At 54.7% G+C, this 23,985-nt stretch carries 18 protein-coding genes; 8 read left to right on the top strand and 10 right to left on the bottom strand.

Going from position 1 to position 23,985, the window contains the following annotated elements; translation table 11 throughout:
- Window positions 1-28 precede the first annotated feature (28 nt).
- The 7 genes from F5984_RS08455 to F5984_RS08425 all read left to right on the top strand — a co-directional run bounded on the left by F5984_RS08455 (window position 29) and on the right by F5984_RS08425 (window position 11,622).
- A complete protein-coding gene (locus F5984_RS08455; RefSeq protein WP_185155449.1) occupies window positions 29-2,389 on the top strand; it encodes a DUF1549 domain-containing protein in 2,361 nt (786 codons plus the stop codon).
- Window positions 2,390-2,449: 60 nt separating this feature from the next.
- The gene (locus F5984_RS08450) at window positions 2,450-3,886 is read left to right on the top strand and encodes a DUF1501 domain-containing protein (RefSeq protein ID WP_152123790.1); all 1,437 of its coding nucleotides are present in this window, start codon (window positions 2,450-2,452) and stop codon (window positions 3,884-3,886) included.
- 10 nt (window positions 3,887-3,896) lie between these two features.
- A complete protein-coding gene (locus F5984_RS08445; protein ID WP_152123789.1) occupies window positions 3,897-6,221 on the top strand; it encodes a PSD1 and planctomycete cytochrome C domain-containing protein in 2,325 nt (774 codons plus the stop codon).
- Between the two features lie 5 nt (window positions 6,222-6,226).
- Window positions 6,227-7,681, top strand: coding sequence for a DUF1501 domain-containing protein (locus F5984_RS08440; RefSeq protein ID WP_152123788.1), 1,455 nt, complete (start codon window positions 6,227-6,229; stop codon window positions 7,679-7,681).
- Window positions 7,682-7,704: 23 nt separating this feature from the next.
- Entirely contained in the window at window positions 7,705-9,894 is a 2,190-nt protein-coding gene (locus F5984_RS08435; RefSeq protein WP_152123787.1) for a c-type cytochrome domain-containing protein, read from the top strand.
- Between the two features lie 185 nt (window positions 9,895-10,079).
- The gene (locus F5984_RS08430; protein WP_246168868.1) at window positions 10,080-10,520 is read left to right on the top strand and encodes a septal ring lytic transglycosylase RlpA family protein; all 441 of its coding nucleotides are present in this window, start codon (window positions 10,080-10,082) and stop codon (window positions 10,518-10,520) included.
- Window positions 10,521-10,710: 190 nt separating this feature from the next.
- Window positions 10,711-11,622 (top strand): DUF58 domain-containing protein, encoded by a 912-nt coding sequence (locus tag F5984_RS08425; RefSeq protein ID WP_152123786.1) that lies wholly within the window; start codon window positions 10,711-10,713, stop codon window positions 11,620-11,622.
- Window positions 11,623-11,715: 93 nt separating this feature from the next.
- Here the strand turns inward: F5984_RS08425 and F5984_RS08420 are convergent, their stop codons facing one another.
- Window positions 11,716-13,191, bottom strand: a complete 1,476-nt coding sequence (locus F5984_RS08420; protein ID WP_152123785.1) for a DUF4369 domain-containing protein — start codon at window positions 13,189-13,191, stop codon at window positions 11,716-11,718.
- Window positions 13,192-13,301: 110 nt separating this feature from the next.
- Between F5984_RS08420 and F5984_RS08415 the strand changes: the two genes are divergently transcribed.
- The gene (locus F5984_RS08415; RefSeq protein ID WP_152123784.1) at window positions 13,302-14,090 is read left to right on the top strand and encodes a YdcF family protein; all 789 of its coding nucleotides are present in this window, start codon (window positions 13,302-13,304) and stop codon (window positions 14,088-14,090) included.
- A gap of 81 nt (window positions 14,091-14,171) precedes the next feature.
- Here the strand turns inward: F5984_RS08415 and pfkA are convergent, their stop codons facing one another.
- The 9 genes from pfkA to pseG form a co-directional block, all read right to left on the bottom strand.
- Window positions 14,172-15,146 carry a 6-phosphofructokinase gene (pfkA, locus tag F5984_RS08410; protein ID WP_152123783.1) on the bottom strand — a complete coding sequence of 325 codons (975 nt, stop codon included), beginning with the start codon at window positions 15,144-15,146 and terminating at the stop codon, window positions 14,172-14,174.
- Between the two features lie 149 nt (window positions 15,147-15,295).
- Window positions 15,296-16,429 (bottom strand): glycosyltransferase, encoded by a 1,134-nt coding sequence (locus F5984_RS08405; protein ID WP_152123782.1) that lies wholly within the window; start codon window positions 16,427-16,429, stop codon window positions 15,296-15,298.
- A 22-nt stretch (window positions 16,430-16,451) separates the two neighbouring features.
- Complete coding sequence (locus F5984_RS08400) at window positions 16,452-17,717, bottom strand: glycosyltransferase family 4 protein (protein WP_152123781.1); 1,266 nt, start codon at window positions 17,715-17,717, stop codon at window positions 16,452-16,454.
- 71 nt (window positions 17,718-17,788) lie between these two features.
- Window positions 17,789-18,595, bottom strand: a complete 807-nt coding sequence (locus F5984_RS08395; protein WP_152123780.1) for an FkbM family methyltransferase — start codon at window positions 18,593-18,595, stop codon at window positions 17,789-17,791.
- Window positions 18,596-18,628: 33 nt separating this feature from the next.
- On the bottom strand, window positions 18,629-20,116 hold the full coding sequence (locus F5984_RS08390) for a lipopolysaccharide biosynthesis protein (RefSeq protein ID WP_152123779.1): 1,488 nt from the start codon (window positions 20,114-20,116) through the stop codon (window positions 18,629-18,631).
- Between the two features lie 88 nt (window positions 20,117-20,204).
- On the bottom strand, window positions 20,205-21,260 hold the full coding sequence (pseI, locus tag F5984_RS08385; RefSeq protein ID WP_152123778.1) for a pseudaminic acid synthase: 1,056 nt from the start codon (window positions 21,258-21,260) through the stop codon (window positions 20,205-20,207).
- A gap of 14 nt (window positions 21,261-21,274) precedes the next feature.
- A complete protein-coding gene (locus F5984_RS08380; RefSeq protein WP_152123777.1) occupies window positions 21,275-22,387 on the bottom strand; it encodes a tail fiber domain-containing protein in 1,113 nt (370 codons plus the stop codon).
- Between the two features lie 76 nt (window positions 22,388-22,463).
- Window positions 22,464-23,003 (bottom strand): UDP-4-amino-4,6-dideoxy-N-acetyl-beta-L-altrosamine N-acetyltransferase, encoded by a 540-nt coding sequence (gene pseH, locus F5984_RS08375; protein ID WP_152123776.1) that lies wholly within the window; start codon window positions 23,001-23,003, stop codon window positions 22,464-22,466.
- 12 nt (window positions 23,004-23,015) lie between these two features.
- The gene (pseG, locus tag F5984_RS08370) at window positions 23,016-23,981 is read right to left on the bottom strand and encodes a UDP-2,4-diacetamido-2,4,6-trideoxy-beta-L-altropyranose hydrolase (RefSeq protein WP_152123775.1); all 966 of its coding nucleotides are present in this window, start codon (window positions 23,979-23,981) and stop codon (window positions 23,016-23,018) included.
- Between the last annotated feature and the right edge of the window lie 4 nt (window positions 23,982-23,985).

Below are 23,985 nucleotides of genomic sequence, written 5' to 3'. Positions count from 1 at the left end.
TCTATCCACGTTATTTCAACGGATTGTAATGACAGTATTAACCGAATCGTTTTGGCTCTGGCAGTTTTTGGGTCGTTTGCACCCGCTAATCGTTCATTTTCCGGTAAGCCTGCTTTTGATCGCCTGGCTGCTCGAAGGCGTCGGCTGGTATCGTAAATCGGCCGAGTGGCAGTCGGGCGTGAAGGCGCTGGTCTGGATCGGGGCGATTAGTTCGGTGGTGGCTGCCGTGCTGGGGCTTGTATTGATTAATCAGGACGACTACGGTGGCGACACCGTGGTTGTCCACCAATGGTCGGGCCTGGCCACTATGGCTTTGGCGGTATTCGCCCTGCTGGCCCTCCGTGCTCAGCGCACCGATCTGTTTCGGGGGTTGCTCACGGCAAGCGTGGTGGGGGTTACGGTGGCGGGCCATTACGGAGCAATGCTCACCCACGGTGATGATTTTCTGACGAGTGTATTGCCCGAAACCCGCGAAATGGCTCCCGTGGCCGAGGGTGGGTCGCGGTTTGCGCTCAACACCAGCTCGACTACCCCGCTCGACGATAAGCAGGTGAGCGAGCTTAACCTCGAAGTGCGCTCCATTCTGGCACATAATTGCTACAGCTGTCACGGCTCCTCGAAAGTGAAAGGCGAGCTTCGCCTTGACAAAAAGGAGTTTATCATGAAAGGGGGCGAAAGTGGCCCGATTCTGGTACCCGGCCACCCCGAAGACAGCGACATCATCCGCCGGGTGAAACTGCCCGCCGGTCACGACGACGCTATGCCCACCAAGGGCAAGCGACTGACCGAACAGGATATTGCCGTGCTTGAGTTCTGGATCAAACAGGGTGCGCCCTGGCCAAGCGGCCCCGAAAAAAGCCTGTATCGTGTAGCTCAGCTGGCCCCCCGGATGCCCGCTCTGCCACCGGCCGCTCCGGGCCTCGAAAACCCCATCGACCGGTTTGTGAACGTGTATTTCGCGAAAAACAAACTTAGCTGGAAGCCCGTAGTCGACGATCGGACGTACATGCGCCGGGTGTACCTCGACGTGGTGGGCTTGTTGCCAACGCCCGATCAGCTCAAAGCGTTTGTGGCCGATACCGCTGCCAACAAGCGGGCGGTGCTGGTGCAAAAACTGCTGGCCCGAAACGTCGATTATGCGCAGCACTGGCTCACGTTCTGGAACGATGCCCTCCGCAATGATTACACCGGCACTGGCTACATCACCAAAGGCCGTTTTGATATTACAACCTGGCTCTATTCCTCGCTGAAGACCAATAAGCCGTACAATCAGTTTGTACGTGAGCTGATTAATCCGGGCAAAGAGTCGGAAGGGTTTATTAAGGGGATCAAATGGCGGGGCACCATCAATTCGAGCCAAAGCACCGAAATGCAGGCCGCGCAGAATGTGTCGCAGGTGTTGCTGGGTCTGAACCTGAAGTGTGCATCGTGCCACGACAGTTTTATCAGCGACTGGAAGCTGGCCGATGCCTACGCCTTCGCCAACATTTTTGCCGATACCACCCTCGAGATTCACCGTTGCGACAAACCCACCGGGCAGCTAGCGAGTACCAAAATTATTTTCGAGGAACTGGGCTCTATCAATGGTAAGGCACCTACCAAAGAGCGGCTCCGTGAACTGGCCGAGTTTATGGTACAACCCAAAAACGGGCGGCTCTACCGGACCGTCGTGAATCGGGTGTGGGCGCAGGTAATGGGCCGGGGTATTATCGAGCCCGTCGATATGATGGACAATGTACCCTGGAGCGAAGACCTGCTCGACTGGCTGGCGGCCGACTTTGCGGCCAACGGCTACGACCTGAAACGGTTGCTGGGGCAGATTCTGACCTCACGGGCGTACCAGCTTCCGTCGGTAGGTCTGAAAGAAGCCGACCAGATTGTCTCGCCTAAATTCGTGTTTGAGGGGATGGTGCGTCGGCGGATGTCGGCCGAACAGTTTGCCGATGCCGTGAGTCTGGCTTTCAGCCCGATTTACGCCGACACGTCGATTGTGGAAGAACAGTTTCCGAAGAAACTAAAAGCCGAAATGCCGTTTCCGAGGGCGTCGCTGGTGAAAAACGACCCTTTCTTAACCGCGCTAGGTCGGCCCAACCGCGAAACCGTCAGCACGAGCCGGGCTTCGCAGGCCAATCTCTTGCAGGCCCTTGAGCTGACTAACGGCGAGAAGTTCAACGAGGCCCTCAAGCGGGGAGCCTTGCAGTGGCGGGCCTTGTACCCCACGTCTGACGCACTCGTGCGAAACCTGTATTGGAAGGCGCTCGGCCGCGAGCCCAAACCGCAGGAGTTGGCCGTGGCCCAAAAAATGCTGGGCAAAACGCCCACCACCGATGGTATTCAGGATCTGGTCTGGGCCATTAGTCTGCACCCCGAATTTCAATTGATTTACTGACAGACGGGCACACGGATAAAGGACATCGTATCTGTGTGCCTGCCTTACCTCCATACAACCATGAAAAATACCTGGAACAGACGGGAGTTTCTGCAAAAAACAAGCGCGGCTACCTTAGCCGCTATGGCGGCCGGTGCACCCGTTTCAAGCTTGCTGTCGGGGTGTGGCCGTAGCCGCAAACCCGGCGAAACCAATGGCACTGCCGACACCGTGATTCTGCTCTGGATGGCCGGCGGCATGGCCCATACCGAAACCTTCGACCCCAAACGGTACACGCCTTTTTCGAAAGGAATGGAAGGGAACAGTGTCTTGAGCACCTTTAAGTCGGTCCCGACCGTGCTCGACGGTATTCACTTTTCTGAAGGGCTACAGCAAATAGGGAAGGTGATGGATAAGGGTACGCTCATCCGCTCGTACGTAGCGGCCGATCTGGGCCATATTCTGCACTCGCGCCATCAGTACCACTGGCATACCTGCTACGAGCCGCCCCAAACCGTGGCGGCCCCGCATATCGGGTCTTGGATTGCTAAAGAACTGGGTCCTAAAAACCCGGTGATTCCAGCCTTTATTGATATTGGTCAGCGGTTTACCGTGGGCGAGGCCGAAGAACTGAAGGCGTTTCATACCGCCGGTTTTCTGGGCAATGAGTTCGGGCCGTTTTTTATTCCTGACCCCACGCAGGGCCTCGAAAGCGTGCGGCCACCCGTCGGGATGGATGCCAAACGATTTGAGCGACGGAATCAACTCTACAACGAGCTGATCAGCAAAGGCCCGATGGGCGAGTTTGGCAGCGATTACCAGAAAGAATCGTTGCGCCGGTCGATGGAACAGGCGTACCAACTCCTCAACTCGCCCGAAGCCAAGGCGTTCGACCTGAGTCAGGAGCCCAAAGCCAGTTACGATACGTACAACACGGGTAAGTTTGGGCTGGGGTGCCTGCTCGCCCGCCGACTAACCGAGCAGGGTGCCCGGTTTATCAGTGTGACCACAGAGTACGAGCCCTTTATGGGCTGGGATACGCACGAAAACGGTCATACGCGGCTCGAAGAAATGAAGCGGCAGATCGACGCGCCCATTGCTCAACTTATCAAAGACCTCGACAAAACTGGCCACCTCGACCGGACGCTCATCGTTCTGGCGAGTGAGTTTAGCCGCGACATGATGGTTGAAGGTCGGCCTGATGCCAAGGTGCAGGAGCAGGTGCCGCAGCCCGATATTCTGTCGGACCTGAAGTTTTACGGGATGCACCGGCATTTTACCGACGGCTGCTCCATTCTGATGTTTGGGGGCGGTATTAAAAAAGGGTTTGTGTACGGCAAAACCGCCGACGAACGCCCGTGCAAGACGATCGAAAACCCGGTTCGTATCGACGGTATTCACCAGACCATTTACCACGCGCTCGGTATTGCGCCCGATACCCATTACGACGTGGAGAAACGACCGTTTTACACCACACCCGACGGATTGGGTAAACCCGTGCTCGATTTGCTTGCCTAACCTCTGACCTATGCAAAAGGGCTTTTTTTTCGGACTGAGCGTTGTTTTACTGGCCGGGTTGGCCTGGTACAATCAGGCGTGTACCAATAGTTCGGCGGGGAGCAGCAACCCCGACCATATTCCGGAGCGCATCAGTTACAACTTCGATATTCGGCCGATTTTGTCGGATAAATGCCTGGCCTGCCACGGGCCCGATGCCAACAAACGGGAGGCTGGCCTTCGGCTCGACATTGCCGAGAATGCGTATGCGGCCCTGAAAGAGAACCCGGCGGCTCACGCTCTTGTGCCCGGCCGACCGGAGTTGTCGGAGGTGTATTTGCGCATCACGTCCGACGATACGGCCACGGTGATGCCCCCGCCTTCGTCGAACCTGAAACTGACACAACGCGAAGTCCGGCTCATTGAGGCCTGGATTAAGCAGGGCGCCCCCTACGAAAAACACTGGTCGTTTGTAGCCCCGCGCAAGCCCGCCCGCCCGATGGTGAGCCAAACGAACTGGCCCCGCAACGAAATCGACTACTTCATTTTGCAAAAGCAGGAGCAAAAAGGTCTGAAACCAAACGAGGATGCCGACAAAGAGCACTTGCTTCGCCGATTGAGCCTCGACCTGACGGGCCTGCCACCCACACTGGAACAGATGGACCGGTTTCTGGCCGATGCCTCGCCCCGAGCCTACGAAAACATGGTAGACCAGTTGCTCAAAAGCCCGGCCTATGGCGAAAAAATGGCCCTGCACTGGCTCGACCTGGCCCGCTATGCTGACTCGCACGGGTATCAGGACGATGGCTACCGGACGCAGTGGCCCTGGCGTGATTGGGTGATTCACGCCTTCAACAAAAATATGCGGTACAACGATTTTGTGACGTGGCAACTGGCGGGCGATTTGCTGCCCGGTAGCACCAAAGAGCAACTGCTGGCCACGGGGTTCAACCGCAACCACAAAATCACCGAAGAGGGGGGCGTGATTCCCGAAGAATACCGGATTATGTACGTTACCGACCGTAACGATTTGTTTGGTAAGGGCCTGCTGGGTGTTACGCTCGAATGCGCCCACTGCCATGACCATAAATACGACCCGTTCTCCCAGAAAGAGTATTACCAGCTCTTCGCGTTTTTCAATAACGTAAACGAGGTGGGCATTGAGTCGGTGATTGGCGGGCCGGATACCTACGCTAAAAAGCCTCTGATGGAAATCAGTAACGACGATGTGAAGAACATCCTGTCGTTTGTGAACAAGCGCGACACCAACCGGCTCATTGTCTCAGTCATGGGCGACCTCGACACCACCCGCAAGACGCATGTGCTCAAGCGCGGTGCTTACGACGACCCCGGCGAGGAGGTACAACCCGGTACGCCCTCCGCCATTTTGCCCTTCGACCCCAGCTACCCTAAAAATCGGCTGGGCCTCGCCAAATGGCTGTTCGACAGCCGGAATCCGCTCACCGCGCGGGTGTACGTCAATTTATTGTGGCAGGAGTTTTTCGGGAAAGGCCTCGTAAAAACCTCCGGCGACTTCGGGATGCAGGGCGAACTACCCTCGCACCCCCAACTGCTCGACTGGCTGGCCGTTGATTTTATGGAGCACGGCTGGGACATAAAGCGGCTGGTGCGGCAAATGGTGACCTCGGCAACGTACCGGCAGTCGGCGGTGGTGACGCCCGAAAAACTGGCTACCGACCCCGACAATAGCCTGCTGGCCCGTGGTCCACGCTACCGGATTCATGCCGAGTTTGTGCGCGACCTGGTGCTTAGTAGTAGCGGTTTGCTCAACCCCACGGTTGGCGGGCCAAGTGTAAAACCTTACCAGCCTGCGGGCCTTTGGGAGGGCGCAACCTCGGGGCGGGGCCTGCTGTCGATGTACGTGCAGGATCACGGTCCGAGCTTGTACCGCCGGGGTATGTACACGCTCATAAAGCGCACGGTGCCCCCACCCGCTATGGCTATTTTCGACGCCAGCAACCGGGATTTGTGCGAAACCAAACGGCTTAAAACCAACACCCCCTTGCAGGCGCTGGTGATGATGAACGACCCGGCCGTACTCGAAGCCTCGCGGGTGCTGGCGGCCCGGCTCCTGCAAGAACGGGGCGATATGCCGGGTAAAATCGGGAAGGCGTTTCGGCTCATTGTAAGCCGTAAACCAACCGAGCAGGAACTCGGCATTTTGCACAATTACTACGAAAACGCCCGGAAGAAACTCACCAAAACGGGTGTCGATAAGGCGTTGGCTGTGGGAGAACACCCAATCCCGGCGGGCCTCGACCGCACGCAGCTGGCGGCTCTGATGCGCGTAGTCACGACGATTTACAACCTGGAGGAAACCATTACCAAGTCCTGACGGCTATGGAAAACGAAATTCTCGAACACGGCTTTAACTTCAACCGGCGTCGCTTTTTGTCGCGGCTTAGCCTGGGGTTGGGGAGTGCCGCCTTGGGGTCATTGCTCATCCCGGATCTGTTTGGGGGCTCTGGCACCGACGACGAAACCCTGCCCGTGGGTGTTCCTCATTTTGCGCCCAAGGCCAAACGGGTCATTTACCTGTTTCAGAACGGAGCGCCTTCGCAACAGGAACTCTTCGACTACAAGCCCAAACTCCGCGAAATGACCGGGCAGGAGTTACCGCCCTCGGTGCGGGGCAAGCAGCGGCTCACGGGCATGACCGCCAATCAGAAAGAGTTTCCGATGGTAGGCTCGTTTGTCGATTTCAACCAGTACGGTCAATCGCGGGCGTGGGTGAGCGACCTGTTTCCGTACACGGCCAAAATTGTCGACGATCTGTGCATCATCAAGTCGATGTACACGGAGGCCATCAACCACGACCCGGCCCTCACGTTTTTGCAGACGGGCTCGCAGCAGGGCAACCGCCCCAGCATGGGCTCGTGGCTGAGTTACGGGCTGGGCAATGAAAACAAAAACCTGCCTAACTTCACCGTTCTGCTTTCGCGGGGCATTGGCAACGGGCAGGGGGTTTACTCCAAACTCTGGTCCAACGGTTTTCTGGACTCTATTCATCAGGGCGTGCAGTTCAGCAAAGGCGAAGACCCGGTGCTCTACCTCCGCGACCCCGACGGTATGTCGCGCGAGGAACGCCGGGCCATGCTCGACAATCTGGCCCAACTCAACGATCTCTCGTATCAGTCGTTTGGCGACCCCGAAATCATGGCCAAAGTGAAGCAGTACGAAATGGCGTACCGGATGCAAACGGCCGTGCCCGAAGTGATGGATTTGTCGAAGGAGTCGGACGATATCATTAAACTCTACGGCCCCGATTGCCTGGTGCCGGGTACGTTTGCCGCCAACTGTTTGCTGGCCCGCAAGCTGTCGGAAAACGGGGTTCGGTTTGTGCAGCTCTACCATCAGGGGTGGGATCAGCACGGCAATCTACCGTTTGAGATTGCCAAACAGGCCAAAGACGTTGACCAGGCATCGGCGGCTCTGGTCACCGACCTCAAACAGCGCGGCTTGCTCGACGAAACGCTCGTGATCTGGGGAGGGGAGTTTGGCCGAACCAGCTACACCCAGGGCAAACTGACCAAAGACAACTACGGCCGCGACCATCATCCGCGTTGCTTTACCATCTGGATGGCGGGCGGGGGGATCAAACCGGGTATGGTCTACGGCGAAACCGACGACGTGGGCTACAATATCATTCAAAACCCGGTTCACGTCCACGATTTTCAGGCTACGGTACTCCATCAGCTTGGTCTCAACCACGAAAAGCTAATCTTCAAACATCTGGGCCGACGGTATCGCCTGACCGATGTTTCAGGAAACGTTGTGCACGATATTATTGCCTAACCGATAGCTGCATCGCTCCCTTTATGAACAAAAGGCTCCTTGGTATTGCCGAGCAAGCGCTCTTTGCAACGGTCGTTTTTGTCTTGATTCTGCTCGCTTTTGCCGACCGCCTTGCCGTGCCGGTATGGTTACAGCCAATCGGCAGGATGCACCCCCTTTTTCTGCACTTTCCCATTGTGATTTTGCTGCTTACGCTGGTGATGGAGGTGTTTCGGTTCCGGCCGGTTCGGGCGGGCCAAACGGCCGAGACTGTCAGTGCGTACCGTCAGTTTCTGGATGCCCTGCTTCTGGTGGGCACCTTGTCGGCGGGTCTGACGGTGGTGATGGGCCTCTTTCTGGCTACCGAAGACGATTACAGCGGCACTACATTGCAATGGCACAAATGGTCGGGGGTGGGGGTGTTTTTGGTAGCGGCTTTTATCTACTGGGCCCGCCAAAAACGCTGGTACAACGCCCCTCTGGCGCGTGTGGGTGGGTTAGTAGGGATAGTGTGTCTGGTCGGGGCCGGGCATTATGGCGCTACCCTGACCCACGGCGACAATTTCCTGTTTGAACCCCTCAGCCGACAGGCCGAGCCTGAGCGCGTACCGCTGGAGCAGGCATTGGTGTACGATCACCTGGTGCAACCCATTTTTGAGCAGAAATGCGTCAGTTGCCATAATCCCGGCAAACTCAAAGGCGGGTTGAACCTGACCCACCTGGCAGCCGTTCAGAAGGGCGGCAAATCGGGCAAGTTGTACGTATCGGGGCGGCCCGACATCAGTTTGTTGCTGCAACGGATTCATTTGCCGCTTGAGGAGAAAAAACACATGCCGCCCATTGGCAAAAGTCAGCTGACCCCGCAGGAGGCTAAACTGCTGGCGTTGTGGATTAAAGGGCGTGCTCAGACCAATGGGCGTGTGGCCGACTTACCCGCTACCGATTCGTTACGGATTATAGCGGCCGGTTTTCTGGCTCCGTCGGTATCAGTTGAGTCGTTTGACTTCGACGAGCCCGACGAGGATATGGTTCGGCAGCTCAACACCGACTACCGCACCGTAGCCCGGTTGGCCAATGGCTCACCGGCGCTGGCCGTCAACCTGTACAACAGAGCCAATTACGCCCCCGACCAACTGACCGACCTGAGTCCTGTTCGGGAGCAGGTGGTTTCGCTGAGCCTGAACAAATTGCCTGTAAAAGATGCCGACCTAAAAGAGCTGAGTCAGTTTGAGAACCTGCAAAAGCTCGACCTGAATTTTACCGATATTACGGGCAAAGCACTGGAGCAGCTCACCCCGCTAAAACAGCTCAAAACGCTGGCATTGGCTGGTACATCTGTGCGTTACGAAGACCTCGTGGCTCCGCTCAAAGCCTTTAAAAACTTGCAAACGGTGGCCCTCTGGAACACCCGCCTGACATCCGCTCAGATTGCGCAGCTACAAAAAAGCTACGGAAACGTGCGGTTTATTGCGGGTTTTAACGGGGCGGCCGCCGAACCAATCCGGCTCAATCCGCCCCAGCTCAAAAACGCGTCGCCTATTTTCACCGGCTCAACCCAGGTCGATATTCGGCATCCGGTTCGGGGGGTACAGATTCGGTACACTACCGACGGCTCGGAGCCCGATAGCCTACGCTCGCCTATCCTGACCGCCCAAACAACTATCTCGCAACCGACCCAGATTAAGGCGCGGGCATTTAAGGCCGGTTGGTACGGTAGCAGTACGGCTACGTTCGATTATTACCGCCGTACGTACAAGCCCGACAGCCTGCGGCTGCTGTTGCCATTCAACCCGGTGCATCAGGCCAATGGCCCCCAAAGCTTTTTCGACGGAATCCTGGGAACATTCAACGCCAACAGCCCCGCCTGGGCCAACAACTGGCTGGGCTTCCGCAAAAACGAAATGGCCCTGCTGTCGAGGTTTGCCAAACCGGTCACCATCAGCTCAGTAGCCCTGCGCATTATGGTTGAGGAGGAGACGAGTATTTTCCCGCCCGGAGAGGTGGAAATATGGGGCGGCCCCAGCCCAAACGAGCTGAAGCGACTCGCTACAGTGAAGCCCCGGCAGCCGGGCGGTAAAGAGCCACACACTCTGCAAACGGTCACGTGCTCGTTTGGTCCGCAGGCGGTTTCGTGGCTGAAAATTGTGGCCCATCCGCTCAAACAAATACCCGCCTGGCATCCCAACAAAGGCAATCAGGCCCTGCTTTTGGTCGACGAAATATTCATCAATTAACCCAGCTGAAAACAGGGCCACTGGCTCACGAAATAGGGTCAATTGGTTCTGAATGAGACCAAAGCTTGGCTGGCATACGGTTTGTACGTATCTTTGTGGGGTCGGAATTGCACATTTTGGGGAAGAGACGTGTAGCGTACATTCTACAAAGCACGCTCTTATTTGTTCACCAAACCGTACGCTGTATGAGTGTGATAATGTCCCTGATGATGCTGTTCAGCACTATCAAACCGACAGAGGCCCATTCGGGCTTCATACAGAAGGGTAAGGCTTCTTTTTACGCTTCAAAATTCAATGGACGTAAGACGTCAAGCGGAGAACGGGTAGACTCGAAGGTCTACGCAGCCGCCCACCGGACGCTACCATTCAACACCATGGTCGAGATTACCAATCTCGCTAACAACCGGTCGGTAATTGTTCGGATCAATGACCGGGGTCCATTTTCAAAAGGTCGCATCGTGGATATGACCCACGCGGCCGCCAAAGCACTTGGTTTTATCCAAAGAGGGGTAACCAATGTCAAGCTTCGGGTTGTAGGCACCAATGGTGTGGTTGCTCTCGGCCCGGTTTCAGCGGAACCAACGGCTCAACTTCTGTCGATTACAGAACCCGTTAACCGCTTCTAATCAATCAGGTGGGTGGAAGCCCGCCGTGTAGTATTTCGGGGGCTCGCTTTTTCGATGCGCGATCCGGAGGGGAATCTGCTTCCCGCTACACATATTTACTGAACCGTTCGGCTCCTGTGGCATCCCAAAACCGTTTGTGCAATTCCGGTGGGTGCGTGAGCCGAACGGTTTTTTGCGTTATATTACCATCATGAAGCAGCAACTCAACTTAGCCCAGATCCGGGAATACGGTAACGTCGAATTTTTGGCCCGCCAGATGGTCGAAGGCTTCATCACGGGGTTGCACAAATCGCCTTTTCACGGCTTTTCGGTCGAGTTTGCCGAACATCGGCTCTATAACACCGGCGAAACCACCCGGCATATCGACTGGAAAGTGTACGGCAAAACCGAGAAGCTGTTTGTGAAGCGGTACGAGGAGGAAACCAACCTGCGGTGCCACTTGCTGATCGATACGTCGTCGTCGATGTATTACCCCGAAAAAAACTTCGGCAAACTCACCTTTAGCGTGATGGCCGCCGGGTGTTTGGCCTACCTGCTCCAACGCCAGAAAGACGCCGTGAGCCTGACCACCTTTGCCGATGCAATTGATGTACAGACGCCGGTCAAATCGACGCCCTCGCACGTGCACAAGCTGTTCGGGCACTTGAGCGACCTGATGCAGCAGCCCAAAATCACCCGGAAAACGTCGGCTGCTGAAGTGATCCATCAGATTGCCGAGAAAATCAACAAGCGCTCGCTGGTGGTTATTTTCAGTGATATGTTCGAAAATGCCGATAAAGCCGATGCCCTGTTCTCGGCCCTTCAGCATTTGCGGCATAACCTGCACGAGGTGCTGCTTTTCCACGTGACCGACAAGAAAACCGAAGAGGATTTTGCCTTTGATGAGCGCCCCTACGAGTTTATTGACCTTGAAACGGGTGATCGGGTAAAACTGCAACCCGGTCAGATCCGCGATTCGTATCAGGAGGCTGTACGCGCGTACTTTCAGGAGCTAAAGCTGCGTTGTGGGCAGTACAAAATTGACTTTATCGAAGCCGACATCGCCCGGGGCTTCGATCAGATTCTGAGTTCGTACCTGGTGAAACGGACGAAGATGAAATAATAGAGGGAAAAAGGAGAAGGGAGGAAAAGAAGAAGGGAGCTGCCGCATGGTTCCCTTTCTCCTTTCCTCCCTTCTCCTTTTCTCCTCTATTACCTATTTCCCTTTCGCAGCTGGCTTCGCTTCTTTCTTTACGGTAGCCGGTGCGGCTTTGGCAGCCAACTGGCGCTTGTAGAAATCAAGGAAGTCGCCGGCCTGCTCAGCGGGGATGCCCCGCCCGATAATTGTACGGCTTTTGTCGAGCACGTAAACCTGTGGCGTAGTGAACACGTCGTACCGGTGCCGGAAGTCGGTGCGGAACGTGAAGTCGTAGCCGTGAATCCAGTTTTGGAGCTTAAACTCGTTGATAAACTTCTTCCAGCTCTCGGGGCTGTTGCTTACGGGTACCGCCAGTACATCAATGCCTTTGCCTTTGTTGGCGTCGGTGTATTTTTTCAGTAGGGGAGCCGCCGTGCGACAGTGACCGCACTCGGGATCGTAGAAAAACACAATCAGGTAATCGCTCTTCAGGGACGCAAAGTTGATGGGGCGCCGAAGCGTGTCGCTCACCGACAGGGCCGGAAACGGTTTGCCAATCAGCAGCGGCTTCAGCGTGTTTATTTTTTCGCGTACGTTGGCCAGGGCAGTCGAGTCCGACATCGGCATGACACCCGAGAGGTAGTATTTTTCGGCCATGTGGATAAACACGCCATCGGTACCCAGCACGGTGGGTCGCTCATACTGACTCGTGATCCAGTAAATGGTGTACAGATGCATATCACTGCCGGGCTTGGTTTTCCGAATCAGGAAATCGGCCTCTTTCGTGATCGAGTCGGTTTGCTGTACCGTCAGTTCCTTCATGTACCGTTCGAGCTTACGCTGATAAACGGGCGTGAGCAAAAACCGGTCGTCGGCGAGGTCGAACCCATCCCAGTAGTGCGCCTTGTAATAGTTGAATGTCCAGAGCGAGTCGGGGCGGCCGTTGGCGGCTTTGGGGGGCGCGGGTACATTCGGTTCGGCCGATGCTTCGAGCAGTTTGGTGGCAAACAGGCCTTTGTTGTTCTGCACAAAATCGAGCCGAATCTGATTGGCTTTTTGGGCCAGTTCATTCTGTTGTTTCTGAAACAGCGCGGCCGATACAGCATCGTTCCGCATTTTTTTCTGCACCTCAATCGCCTGCACCTCCTCGTACAAGGTAGCCAGGGACTGTTGGTACTCGTAAAACTTTTCGTTTTCGCGGGAGCCGGTCACTTTCATCGACCGGATGAAGTTGGTGGTATCGGTCACAAACGAAAATGTCTGCTGATCGTCGAGAATAAACTCCATGTACCGCTGTTTGGGCGTCAATACCAGGTACAACCCCTGCGGCAAGGCCTTGTCGCCTTCGAAAACGAATTGGCCCTGAGCGTTTATTTTGGCGGTATCTTTCGGGATATATTGCGTGCCCGAACGGTACCAATGGGCCAGTACAACCGAAGTGTCGCGCAGGCCTTTGATCTGCCCGCTAATCCGGTACGGTTTGTTGGTGGTTTGAGCCAGCAGGGCGGTTGCAGACAGAATGCCCAGCAAGGCCATGCAGAACAGTTTTTTCATACAGAAAACGCTTACGATTACGTCGGCCCGCTGACGGGGTCGGTTAACTACAAATTTAGCGGATAAATTTTACTACTGGGTTAACGTTCAGGGCCCGGGAACTGGTACTCATGTTCTATTTTTTGTCGAAAACCCTGTTCTATTTGCTGACGCCCGCGGGTTGGGTGTTTCTGGCGCTTTTGGGCACGGTGCTCATACGCCAACCGCGCGTAAAGCGCCGGTTTGCCCTGGCGGCCCTCGTTTTATTCTGGTTGTTTGGCAATAGTCAGCTGGTCAACGAAGGCCTTCGCATCTGGGAAGTTCCTCCAGCCAAATTAATGCCAAAGGCTGCCGGTGCGCCCCCGAGGGTAGCGGTTTTGCTCACCGGGGGCATGATTAACACTCTTTACGAGCCTCAACCGCTCCGGCCGGTATTCTCGCACGAGGCCGACCGCGCCCAACAGGCCCTTTGGCTGTATCAGACCGGACGGGTGCAGGCTATCATCATCAGCGGGGGGATTGGTACGCTCCCATTCACAACACCGGGCGCTGTTGACGAAGGCGAGATGGTGCGTCTGTTTCTGCAACGGGCGGGTGTACCCCAGGCCCATATCCTGCTGGAAAACCAATCGAGAAATACGTATGAAAATGCCTTGTACTCGGCGCGGCTGCTGCGGGAGCGTTTCGGTACAACCGACTGTGTGGTGGTTACCTCGGCCTGGCACATGCGCCGGGCGGTAGGTTGTTTTCAGAAACAGGGGCTACGGGTTACTTCCTGGTCGGCGGGTCAGCTGACCGAGCGCCCGTCGCGGGCATGGGGTGCGTACCTGCTCCCGGCCGAAAAGGCGTTTTATGAAATGCAGTTGCTTACCCGCGAGCTGGTTGGCTACCTGATGTACCGGGTAACGGGGTATTTGTAGCGATCGGTACGTGCAGCAAAGAGGGGCGAGCACGGCAGCACCGGCTCGTCTGTATTCCTCTTTCTGCTACACTTCGTTTTCTTATACCGACAGAATCTTAACCATCCGAAGAAGGTCTTCGCTGATGGGCTTCGGCAACCGGATCGTATCGCGGAACGGCGTGTACACCAGTTCGTTGTTGATAATGCCGGCCATTACGTTTTTCTGGCCGTTTATGAGGCCCTCCAGCGCACCAAGACCCAGACGGCTAGCCAGAATGCGGTCGTAAGCCGTTGGAATGCCTCCCCGCTGAATGTGCCCGAGCGTGGTTACGCGCATATCGATATCCGTTTCGACCTGCTTTCGGATCTTCTCGGCTACCTCCACGGCGTTGCCTTCTTCTTCACCTTCGGCGACAACAATGATCGACGACGATTTTTGCCGACTCCAACCCTGCTTCAACACCTCTACAACTTCCGGGATTGGGGTCAGTACTTCGGGGACCATAACCATTTCGGCACCGCCTGCAATGCCCGACTGAATGGCAATGTAGCCTGAGTCGCGGCCCATTACTTCGATAAAAAAGATGCGGTCGTGCGAGTCGGCGGTGTCGCGGATCTTGTCAATCGCTTCAAGGGCCGTATTGACCGCCGTATCGAAACCGATAGTATGATCGGTACCGTACAGGTCGTTATCAATCGTTCCGGGAGCGCCCACCGTCGGGATACCGTATTCGTCGTAGAAGATAGTGGCTCCGGTAAACGTACCGTTTCCGCCAATGGCCACCAAACCCTCAATGCCAAACTTCTGGAGTTGATCGTACGCTTTTTTACGGCCTTCGGGCGTCATAAACTCCTTACTCCGGGCCGACTTCAGGATGGTTCCCCCACGTTGCACAATATTGCTCACCGAGTGGGATGTCATCTGAAATATATCGCCATTTATCATGCCGTTGTACCCTCGGCGGACACCAAACACCTCGACTCCGTGGTACACCGCCCCCCGAACTACGGCTCGGATACAGGCGTTCATACCCGGAGCGTCACCACCCGAGGTAAATACAGCGATTCGTTTCATAGGTCAAGCTAATTTTTTAACAGAAAAGGAACATTTAGCCAACAACATTACGGATTCAACGCCAAATTTATGGGCATTCTTCTGTAAAAAGCACGAAAAGCAGACATATCACCCCGCTTTGGGACAAAAAATAACTGCTCCTTCACATTTCAGCCAGCCAGGGAGGCTATCGTAGCGTACGCATCGCGCACCATTTGCTGCAAACGAAGGGCTACCTGTTCGGCGGCCTGTTTTCGCTTGCTGATCTGATCTGCGGTAACTTCTGACAGAAAGGCTTTTACGCCCTGATCAATGTCCTGCCGGGTATCAATCAAAAACGTTGCCTCCTGCAAAAGTACATAACTATCGCTATCTGGGTCGCCACAGAACAAAATGGGTGAGCCTGAACCAATGGCGCTGACGGCTTTGGAGGGTACGGCAATGTGCGTCCATTCGGGCAACAGACTTACCAGCTGCACATCCAGAAAATGGAGCTGACTGCGGGGAATATTGGGCATTCGAATTATTCCCTCGCGCCCTTCAGCCACCGCCCCGACCTGCTCGGCTTTAGTGCCGTACAGGGCCAGTACCAGTCGGAAACGGGCGGGGTCGAGGTGCCGAATGACACTCTGCAAAAAAGCGGCCGAGTGCGCCTGCCCCACGTTGCCCGCGTAACCAAGGTAGATGAGCCCATCGTTTGGCGCACGCCAGGCTGGTGATACTGGGTCGCGTTCCTGATGCATGAGTACCCCGCAGGGTAGCTGAATGGTCGGAATAGCCTGTCCGTATTTGGCGAGCACATGAGCTGCCTGCCGGGGCCCTAACGCAATAAGCCGTTGCGGGGCACGCCGGTACGTTTGGCGAATCACCCAGCGGTACAAAGCATTGGTGGGACTTACTTTGCCCTCGGCCGCAAAGCCTTCGGGAAACAAGTCCATCGACCAGAGCCAGTAGGATGTTTTGCGCAGCAGCAACGATGCCCAGAAAGGCAACATGGGTGGGCTGGTCATCACGAGGAGTGGGCCACGGCCTACCTGCAGGGCTTTACGGATCAGGAAGTAACCGTCGAGAAAACCCGCCAGCAACCGAAGAAGCCCGTTTTTGCCCTGATAAATGGTGGGTACGGCATGAGTTTCGCCTACCGGTTGCCGAATGGCCCCTCCACCGTCGTACGTACGGTCGATATGCACCACCACTACCTCGATGCCGTGTTGGTCGATCAGGTAACGGGCTAAATCCCAGGCCGATTCGCCGGTGATGCCGGGGTTGGGCGGATAATGGCGGTTGATAATGGTAAGCGGCATACGGAAACAAATGCGGGGTAGGTCAGGAATGGAGGAGGGTTTGGTACAAGCGAAGATGCGCCTGCGCCACTACATCCTCGGCTAAGTGGTGTTGGGCAAACTGCCGGGCCTGTTGCCGAAGCTCGGACGGGGTAGGGTGATTCAGGACAAAGGCCAGCCCATCGGCCAGTTCGTCGGCTGAGCCGATGGCGCTCAGGTAGCCGGTTTGGGTATGCCCAATCAGTTCGGGAATGCCGCCTGTTCGGAAACCCACCACCGGGGTGCCGCACGCCAGCGACTCTACAATGGTATTGGGCAGGTTATCTTCGAGCGAGGGCACCACGAGGGCATCTGCCGCGTTGTAGGCCGCCACAATGTCGGCATCGTCGGTCAGGACGCCCAACTGCCGGGTCGGGTAGGGCAGGGCTGCTGCATCTTGAGCTGCGCCTTTGCCAAAGACCAGAATTTCGGGCTGTAGCGTTGGCTGACGGGTATGCAGCCGGTGCAGGGCATCGGCAAAGTACCGAAAGCCCTTGCGTGGGTCGGTTGTATTGAAACTCCCAAACAGCAGTCGGGGCCGTCCGGTATCGGGCAAGCCGAGTCGGCGTTGAGCTTCTGCTTTGCCGATTGGCCGGAACACGCCCTGATCGAGTGTATTGGGTATGGTGGTGACCGGGAAACGGCCCAGAAGCCTACTACTGAGAGCCTCCTGCGCCAGCCACCGGCTTGGTGTAACGATATGGAGCCGATCGGCCCGGTGCAGAATGTCTAGTTTCTGCCCGAACACGCGGTTAGAAAGATCGTGGGGGCCGGGCCGGCGTAGGTAGGGGCACTGACCGCACTCATGGCGGAAGTGCATGCAGCCCCGCGCATAATGACATCCGCCCGTAAAGGCCCACATATCGTGCAGGGTCCAGACTATCGGTTTGCCAGAGCGAACCAGTTTTTGCAGACCCGACAGCGACAAAAAGCCGAAATTAGTCCAGTGTAGGTGTAGTACATCGGCCTGATCTACAGCCGGGTGCCCACTTAGGTTGACCCCGACGATAGCGGGCGAAAAATGAAACCGAACTGACTTGTCTTTCTCGTACGGCACAAACGATAGCCGGTCGAGGGCGAAGCGGGCGGTTGCCCATTGCCTGCCCAGCGTACCGTTGGCCAGCCCAATCACACCCGGCTCGGGCGTACTCTCCTGCTCAACGAGCAAGGTGCTCGGTGTCCCTGCTTTTCGTAAAGCCCGGTGAAGGCGGGTAGCGGCTACGCCCGCTCCGCCGTTGAGGTGATACGTACTGAGGAGAGTGACCTTCAAAGAGCTAACGGTTATGCTTTTGTGATTGATTCGGGAGCGGCCCGGTGCAAGGCTAATGAGATAGTTGACATTTACTCGCGGTAAGCGAATACGTTGAGTTGTAAATCCATCACGTCGTTGCCGTTGTAACGCCGGTTCAGAAATGGCCGAACCCGGTGCTGATTGGTGTCGACGTAGTACCGGAAGCCGGCCGTTTCGAGCATCTGTAAAATGCCGCCGAGTGCCTGCGGGTGACCCACGTATGAGTGGTACTCGATAAACATATTCCGAACGTTACCGAGCGCGTCGCGGCAGTCGGCCAGCACATCGGCTTCGGCACCTTCAATGTCCATCTTGAGCATATCGATTCGGGGTTCGCGGAGCAAATAGTCCCGGAGCCGCACCGAGGGCACCCGTTGCTGTTGCCCGGTGCTGTAAATTGACCCGGCATCGGCTTCGGCCGAGCTGAAATCCACACCGGCATCGTTTATCCACACGGCTTTGTTGATAAGTTCAACGTTTTGGATTCCGTTGACTGTCAGGTTGTCGGCCAATACCTGCCCAATGGCCGGGTCGGCCTCAAACGCGACAATGCGGGCGGCCGGGTATTGTTGCCGAAAATAAGCCAGACTCATACCGATGTTGGCTCCGCAGTCGTAAATCACCGGGATCTCCTCGTTGGTCGTGAACCGATAAAATTCGTCGGTGAAAATCTCTTTGTACTGCCATGCAAACGACAATCCGTCGACTACCCGAAACCGAAACGGACCCACCTGCGCCCGAAACGGCTTGTTGCGTGGCCGGTCGGCGTAGCGGAGCAGAAGCCACAGAAATTGCCGCCCGCCCGCCGTTTGCAGTGACCGGAAAAGGTCTTTAAATAAAAATCGAAGCAGTCGCATGATGCAAGGTTAGGGGTGGCCGCTCGGCGGAGTTCACCCGTTTATTCGTTTCCGCAGCCCGGCAACGGTCTGATTAAGGTCGGGTGAGAGTTTCAGAACGAGTATGAGGCTCCCAAACACACCCGTGATTAGGGCCGACCGCAGGGCTACGTCGGTTATTACCCGCACGGTGCCCGTACCGTAGGGGTACTGAACGGCCAGCCACCAGACCAGCGCGCCCACCCCTAACACGGCCCCGTTGCGCCAACTGAAGGGCTGCATACCGAACTTCACCCAGACGAACACCGTCCGTACAAAATTAAACAAGGCTGTTACAAAAGCGGCACCCATGGCGGCTCCGTTGATACCGTACCTCGGAATAAGCCACGCATTAACCCCAATGGTGATAAAAATAAGCCCGATGAAAAAAGCCGAGTCGTAGGCATAGTAACGGGAGGTGGCCAGAATGGTGCCGTTCAGGCCCGTAGCCATATCGATGAGTTTGCCCAGCCCGATCCAGAGCACCACGTAATACCCGGCTTCGTAGCCCGCCGGGAGCCACTGAAATACGTTGGGCAGGTTAGCCGCGATGCCCACAAAGACCAGACAACCGATAATGAGCTGATTGAGGCAACTGCGCTCGTAGACATCGGCAATATGAGCGGGGTCGTTGCGTTTCCAGGCATCGGCAATAATGGTACCCGCCACTTTGTAGAGCGAAGCGGCCGGCAACGCAATAACCGACCCGAAATACGAGGCTGTGTTGTAGATCCCAGCGTTGCTCAGGCCTGAGTCAGCATTGATCATGATGTTGCCAATGGTCAGGATAATATTGGACGACAAGGCTGTGAGCAGCGACAAGGCCGAATATTGAAACAGTTGTTTTCGTAGGTCGGGGCTGACAGAAAAAAAGCGTGGACTGACGCCGAACCCATGTTTCTGAACTACGCGGCCCAGCATGAGCAGCGCCGGAATCAGCCAGGATGTCATCCAGGCATACATAAAGTCTCTAAACGTCAGCCATTTCAGGCCGTAGGCCCCAATGGCGGCCAGCATTAGTAGCCGGTTGATAAATTGCTGGAAGATGGTCCCCGGTACGGTGTCGTAAAGGAGTTTGGCGTAGTTATCGAACACCGTAAAGGCTACCAAAAACGAGATCAGCGGAATGAGCCAGAAGTAGTAATGGGTAAACAGGGCCGATTTATCGCTACTCCAATTCAGAATTTCATCCCGAAAGGCCACCAGCACCACAGAGCACAGGAGTACCCCCGTAGCTGTAGTGAGCATACTAAGCAGTAGGTAGCCGTTATGCTGCCGTTCATGGTCTCGGAAATACGGAAAAAAACGCCCTCCGGCTCCATTCAGACCCAGGTTTGAAAACTGCGCCAGCAAGACCGACCACGATAGCAATACCGCAATCAGACCAACCTGATCTTTGGTAAGTAATTTGGGGAACAGTAGGCCCTGCGTGATAAACCCTACGCCCGTACCGGCATAGGCGAAAACAGAGCTTAGAATGGTCTGGCGTTTGATAATGCCCATGTATGAAATGAGCGAATGAGTGACTGAGCGATTGAGTGAAAGCTCTGTACAGAGAAACGTTCACTCAATCACTCAGTCACTCATTCGCTCAATTAATTAAGTTCCAACTCAAAGCCGTACCGGCCTGAATATCTCTACTGGCGGTTTGCCCCAGCACTTGCTCGTAGTAGCGGGTGTGCAGGCCGTTGGCGGGCCGAATGCTCCGCACATTGGCGGGCGTAAAGGGCTCACCGGCTTTCATATCCTGCACTACGTACAGCGAACGCTTGAACTGAAGGCTATTTTGCTCTTTTGGGCTGAGGGTATAATTGACCCGGCCCATGGCCAGAAACGCCCGCTCGGTTTCTACAACGAGGCTCTTCAGCTCGTCGGGTTCGAGCGAAAACGCCGAATCCACGCCCCCGTCGGCCCGGCGTAGGGTTACGTGTTTTTCGAGAACAACTGCCCCCAGCGCTACGGCGGCAACGGCCGCTCCGATGCCCATAGTATGGTCGGAAAGGCCCACCGGCACGTCGAACAAATCGCGCAGGTGCGGAATGGTGAGTAGGTTGGTGCTTTCGGGCGAGGCCGGATAGGTACTCGTGCACTTGAGCAAAACCAGATCGCGGCACCCGTTTTGGCGTAGTACCCGCACCGACTCTTCCAGATCAGCCACGGAGGCTACGCCCGTACTCATAATCACGGGTTTGCCGGTTTGGGCAACCTTTTTGAGCAAAATATGGTCGGTGTTTTCGAACGACGCAATTTTGTACAGGGGCACATCCAGCGACTCCAGAAAATCGACGGCTGTCGTATCAAACGGCGAGCTGAACGCAATCATGCCCCGCTTGCGGGCGTGTTCAAAAATAGGTTTGTGCCACTCCCAGGGGGTATAGGCCTCTTTGTAGAGTTTGTACAGATTTTTGTCGGCCCAGAGCGATTGGTTGTCGCGGATATAAAACTCTTCTGACGACCCGTTGAAGGTAATCGTGTCGGGGGTATAGGTCTGTAGTTTAAGAGCCTGCGCGCCCGTATCGGCCACGGCATCGACAATTTCGAGGGCCCGTTCCAGCGACTGATTATGGTTTCCCGACATCTCGGCAATCACAAACGGCCGGTGGTCCGGGCTAATGGTATATTGGGCAACCTGAATGGGTTGAAACATAATAGGCAATCTCGTTATTTGGCTTTCAACGCGTCAACTTCTCTGCGAAGTTGCTTAATTAACGCGCTTTGCTCCAAAATAAGTTGCTGTTGCTCTTTGATTGCTTCGGTAAGAAGTGGGATAACGCCGTTGTAATTCAGGAATTTAGTTCCTTCGGCATTTTGCGATACCGCTTCGGGTAATACGCTCTCCACCTCTTGCGCCAAAAAGCCCGTTTCTCGGGCCGCTCCGCCCGTTTTCCAGTCGTAGTAATAGCCATTTAGAACCTCCACCTTCTGAAGGGCATTGGTCATCCGTACGATATTCGTCTTAGTACGTTCGTCCGACATCATCCGCAGGGTTCCGTACAGAGCCAGTTTGGCGCCACTTACCGGAGAGCCGCCAATGCCCAATCCGTCACCATCGTCGGTAAGCTGACTGTTCAGCAGAGTGCCGGCTGCGTTGAATTTCGGGATCGTGTTTGTGCCTACAGATAACCCGTTGAAGGTTGCCAGAGTGGTGTTGGTGGGTAGCTGATAGCGAGTGAGGTTCCCGTTGTTGTCAGACATGACTGCAAACGAGCTTGCCCCAGATGGTAAGCCGCCTAACCGAACGGTTCCGGTAGTATGAAGCTGGGCTTGTGGTGATATAGTTCCGAGGCCAAGGTTACCGTTAGCCAGCATTTGCATGTGAATTGTGGTGAAATTTGCCCACGAGAATAGGGGCCTTCCAGTTATAGCACCATCACCACCAGATAGTGAATTATTGAAATACTTCCGTGCATCAAATCGCATGATGGCCGACTCGCCATAATCGTTGCTGTAATTAGTAACGCCTATAAGCATCAATGATGAGCCACTGCCCGTCTCATTGTATGAGAAAATGGCCGGTACCATACTCCCGTAGCGGGTCGTCGCGTTCCGGAAACTCATGAAATCACTCGGGCTATCGGTAGTCTGGATACGCAGGAGCTCGTTAAAAGTACTTGAAAAAATGTTGCCTTTTTTAATGATTACCGAGCCAGAAATCGTTGCGGGGGGCTCTATGACCGTTGCTTCTCCTGAATCGTACCAACGATCGGTAGAAGGGTCTTGGGCGAAGGCATTTTCAAGGGTGAGGGCAAAGCATAGCAGTAATATGTATTTCATATTTTGTGAAATTGGTGGTGTAAATGATGATTGCCCAATATTACCTTTTTTTGATAAAAAACTACCCAATGAGTTACTATCTGTAAATTTTTGCCCTCATAATTTCACGATAGGTTTCCCACTCTTCTCGTAGCATAGCTAAACCAACTACGTCTTGCCATCTGCCATTTTTCCGGGCATGTTGGCGGTAGTAAGCTTCCCTTCTGAATCCAAATTTTTCATGCATTGAAATCACCTTATCATTAAAGGTAAATACCTCGCAACGGAGTTTATTTAACTTGAGTTGTTCAAAAACGTAGCTCAAGACATTGAATTCCACTTTAGAACCAATGCCCGCCCCTCGAATCGACGTGTCCCCCAGATAAAAAGCCCAGTAGCAACTGCTGAGGGTTTGACTAATTCCAGTAAGTGAAGCAAGTCCAATTTTCTGATCATTGTATTGTATTACCCAATACTGGCTTGAAGGGTCCTTGCTGATTTTGGCGAACCATGCTTCCTGCTGTTCGGTCGTAATCAAATCATCAGTGTACATGTATTGGGCAACCTCTTCCGAATTACGCCAGGTTCGTACCAATTCGATGTCTTCGTACTGAAGCGGGGTCAATTGGATGTCCATTTGAATATCAATTTATAATGTTTGAAAAAACTCTCTGAGTCGCTGACCAGACAATCCGTCGAGGTAATGCCGTTGTCGTTTGATACTATCGCTAAAACCGTTGAGGTTTAAAAGAGAAGGTAGCATTGATGGATTCAAGGGTAATTTCAGAACGCCCAAAGCTAACCCCTCCTGAACAAAAAAATGTGCTAAGCGTTTTTGGTTGTCTGCGGTTAAAATACCGATGAACGGGCGACCAATAGAAGCTACCTCGTATGCAATCGTACTACAGGAGACGATGGCTAACCGACAATGGGCTATTTCATGAGCCATTTGTATGACAGACAGGCTCTGCAATAGCGTGACCTGATCCTGCGGAAAGTGTGAGAACGTTGCTACATGTGGGTTGGCGCTTCCTAATACTACTCGTAAAGAGCACTCAGGGTAATGCCTGAGCAGCCAATTGGTGAGATCGTGGGATATGTTTTGGATGTCAGCCCCGCCCAGATTTATCAATATATCTTTTGCTGATGTATGAAGTTGAGCGGCTCTGAAGAGTGGATTCACTAATGCATATCGAGGACCAAGCAAAAACTGGGTGTATGGCTCTGCTTCATACTCAGTAGCAGGAATTCCCGCGGTATGATTCAAAATCACGTCTGCAACCTGATGCCCGAATATTAGGTCGTCAATAAAAACAAGTTTGTGAATCTTACTTCTTAATACTTTTTGAAAGGCTTCATCAAAATGATAACCATCCAGCACCACAATATCCTCAGCCTGGCTATGCTGTATTAACTCGTCGATATGTTGAGTACCTAAAGAAATTACAGGAAAGCCATGTTCTGATAGTAATGCTTTTACTGACGGTGTGGGCTGGTAGATTGCAAACCGACGCTTAAACGAATCGCCAAGCATAGTTGCCAATGCCAAACTGCGCATGAGGTGCCCCATACCAATTTGGGTGTTTCCGTCGGCACGAAAAAGAATAGAGCGCATTACT

It is taken from the genome of Rudanella paleaurantiibacter (assembly GCF_009184635.1).
In the GTDB taxonomy this organism is placed as follows: Bacteria; Bacteroidota; Bacteroidia; order Cytophagales; family Spirosomataceae; genus Rudanella; species Rudanella paleaurantiibacter.
This window is presented reverse-complemented; position numbering and strand designations above follow the sequence as displayed.

Bases quoted from the DNA above. Each gene is read 5' to 3' on its own strand.
- pseH (WP_152123776.1), bottom strand. From the start codon at position 23,003: ATGGACATCCAATTGACCCCGCTTCAGTACGAAGACATCGAATTGGTA.
- F5984_RS08405 (WP_152123782.1), bottom strand. From the start codon at position 16,429: ATGCCGCTTACCATTATCAACCGCCATTATCCGCCCAACCCCGGCATC.
- pfkA (WP_152123783.1), bottom strand. From the start codon at position 15,146: ATGAAACGAATCGCTGTATTTACCTCGGGTGGTGACGCTCCGGGTATG.
- F5984_RS08435 (WP_152123787.1), top strand. From the start codon at position 7,705: ATGAACAAAAGGCTCCTTGGTATTGCCGAGCAAGCGCTCTTTGCAACG.
- F5984_RS08390 (WP_152123779.1), bottom strand. From the start codon at position 20,116: ATGGGCATTATCAAACGCCAGACCATTCTAAGCTCTGTTTTCGCCTAT.
- F5984_RS08425 (WP_152123786.1), top strand. From the start codon at position 10,711: ATGAAGCAGCAACTCAACTTAGCCCAGATCCGGGAATACGGTAACGTC.
- F5984_RS08450 (WP_152123790.1), top strand. From the start codon at position 2,450: ATGAAAAATACCTGGAACAGACGGGAGTTTCTGCAAAAAACAAGCGCG.
- F5984_RS08430 (WP_246168868.1), top strand. From the start codon at position 10,080: ATGAGTGTGATAATGTCCCTGATGATGCTGTTCAGCACTATCAAACCG.
- F5984_RS08440 (WP_152123788.1), top strand. From the start codon at position 6,227: ATGGAAAACGAAATTCTCGAACACGGCTTTAACTTCAACCGGCGTCGC.
- F5984_RS08395 (WP_152123780.1), bottom strand. From the start codon at position 18,595: ATGCGACTGCTTCGATTTTTATTTAAAGACCTTTTCCGGTCACTGCAA.
- F5984_RS08455 (WP_185155449.1), top strand. From the start codon at position 29: ATGACAGTATTAACCGAATCGTTTTGGCTCTGGCAGTTTTTGGGTCGT.
- F5984_RS08420 (WP_152123785.1), bottom strand. From the start codon at position 13,191: ATGAAAAAACTGTTCTGCATGGCCTTGCTGGGCATTCTGTCTGCAACC.
- F5984_RS08380 (WP_152123777.1), bottom strand. From the start codon at position 22,387: ATGAAATACATATTACTGCTATGCTTTGCCCTCACCCTTGAAAATGCC.
- pseG (WP_152123775.1), bottom strand. From the start codon at position 23,981: ATGCGCTCTATTCTTTTTCGTGCCGACGGAAACACCCAAATTGGTATG.
- F5984_RS08445 (WP_152123789.1), top strand. From the start codon at position 3,897: ATGCAAAAGGGCTTTTTTTTCGGACTGAGCGTTGTTTTACTGGCCGGG.
- F5984_RS08415 (WP_152123784.1), top strand. From the start codon at position 13,302: ATGTTCTATTTTTTGTCGAAAACCCTGTTCTATTTGCTGACGCCCGCG.
- pseI (WP_152123778.1), bottom strand. From the start codon at position 21,260: ATGTTTCAACCCATTCAGGTTGCCCAATATACCATTAGCCCGGACCAC.